1 protein-coding gene is annotated in these 1,848 nt (G+C 39.4%); it reads right to left on the minus strand.

Annotated features, from left to right (window positions below; translation table 11 throughout):
* The coding region (locus ACVC08_RS00120) for an immunoglobulin domain-containing protein (RefSeq protein WP_452600490.1) at positions 1-1,848 on the minus strand (1,848 nt) is incomplete at both ends.

A 1,848-nucleotide genomic window follows, 5' to 3' on the forward strand; every position in this document is an offset into this window, starting at 1 on the left:
GGTGTATAGTGTTGGTAATGGGTTAACTGCGGCATCGGCATCGGCTTGGGTTAGGTAATAGCTTAGGGTGATGCCTGTTTGTCCATTTAGTATTTGTGCGTTGGCCTCTTCTAGATTAAATTCTTCGACTTCATCGCCTGGATTGTTAACATCACAGAGTTCTAGTGGGCTTGGTTGTACGAGTACGGGTAATGGGTTGACTATGAGTTCTAGTGGGCGTACTGTTGCACAGCTATTGGTGTTGTCTTCTACTCGTATCCATAGAGTTTGGGTATTGGCTATAGTGTTGACAAAGGCATTTGGCGTTGCTATAGGGTTGGTCCCGGCATTGGCATTGGCTTCTGTGATATAGTAGGTTACGATGTATTGCGCGGGGTCTAAATCGTTGGATGGGTCTGTGTCTAATTGGTTTAGTATTTCTGGCTCTTTTTCGGTTAAATCGAAACTGGCAAAGCCATCGGCATCATCGTCACAGACTTCTAATGGGGTGGGGTCTGTTATTTGTGGGGTGGGGTTGACGATTAACTCTAGTAAAATCATATTAAAACATCCTGTAACAAAGTCTTCAACACGAACATAGATTGTTTGATTATTTGCTACTATATTGTTATATGGACTTACTAATGCATTTATATTATTATTAGCATCCGCAGGGGTTTCATGGTATGTTATGTTTACTGTAGCTCCAGTTGCTATTTCTGTATCGGCATCAGTTAAATTGAAAACTCCAAAGCCATCACTATCTGGGTCACAATGTACCAGCGGAGTAGGAGTTGTAGCTCCTGTGCTATTTAATATTAGATTAAATGAATTAATACCATAACAACCAGTTAAAGTATTTTCAACTCTTACATATATGGTTTCTGGATTAGTTGTGTTTTGATATGCATTAGCAGTAATAATAGGAGAAGTACCTGCTTGAGCATCTAACATATTAGTATAATAAGTTGCTACTGCATTGGTTTGTCCATTAATTGTTGTAGAGTCATTTGACGTTAAATCAAAAAATTCAAATCCATTTAAATCGTCATCACATTGTTCCATATCAGCAATAGGAAAAGCTGTAGGAGAAATGTTAATGGTAATAGTAAAGCTATTTTCGGTAAAACAATTATTAGGAGTAGTCCCAGTTTCTGCATATACATAAAGCGTTGTTGTTGTATTTATGATGTCTCCAGCAGCATACGCATTACCAGTTCCATTAGTACCATCAAAATAGTTACCAATAGTTAAAGCAGGTAGAGTATAGCTATCGCAGGACTGCACATTGGCAGGCGCATCAGGAGTAGGCGTCGTATCTATTGTAATAGTAAAGCTATTTTCAGCAAAACAATTATTAGGAGTTGTTCCAGTTTCCGCATATACATAAAGCGTTGTTGTTGTGTTTATGATATCTCCAGCAGTATATGCATTGCCAGTTCCATTAGTACCATCAAAATAGTTACCAACAGTTAAAGCAGGTAGAGTATAGTTATCGCAGGACTGCACATTGGCAGGTGCATCTGGCGTAGGAATACCAATTATTGTTAATGTAACTGGAGTTCTAGAACTCACGCAACCAGAGACAGTTTCTTCAGCTTCCGCATAGTAAGTGTAAACCCCAATAGCTGTATCGGTAGGTGTATAATTAAGTCCAGAAGCTAAAGCAGTACCTCCAGTAGCGTTTGTATACCAATTAACAGCATCCCCTAAAGCAGGAGGGCCAGACAGTACAACACTTAAAGCAGGTGTAGTTGCCCCAAAACAAATACTAGGATTGTTAGGATTAGTAGGCGTATCGATAAAAGGACAAGCACAATTAGGCGCAGTAACCATTAAGGTGTCTTGACACGATCCATTAACAGCACT

Source organism: Pontimicrobium sp. MEBiC06410 (assembly GCF_053601615.1).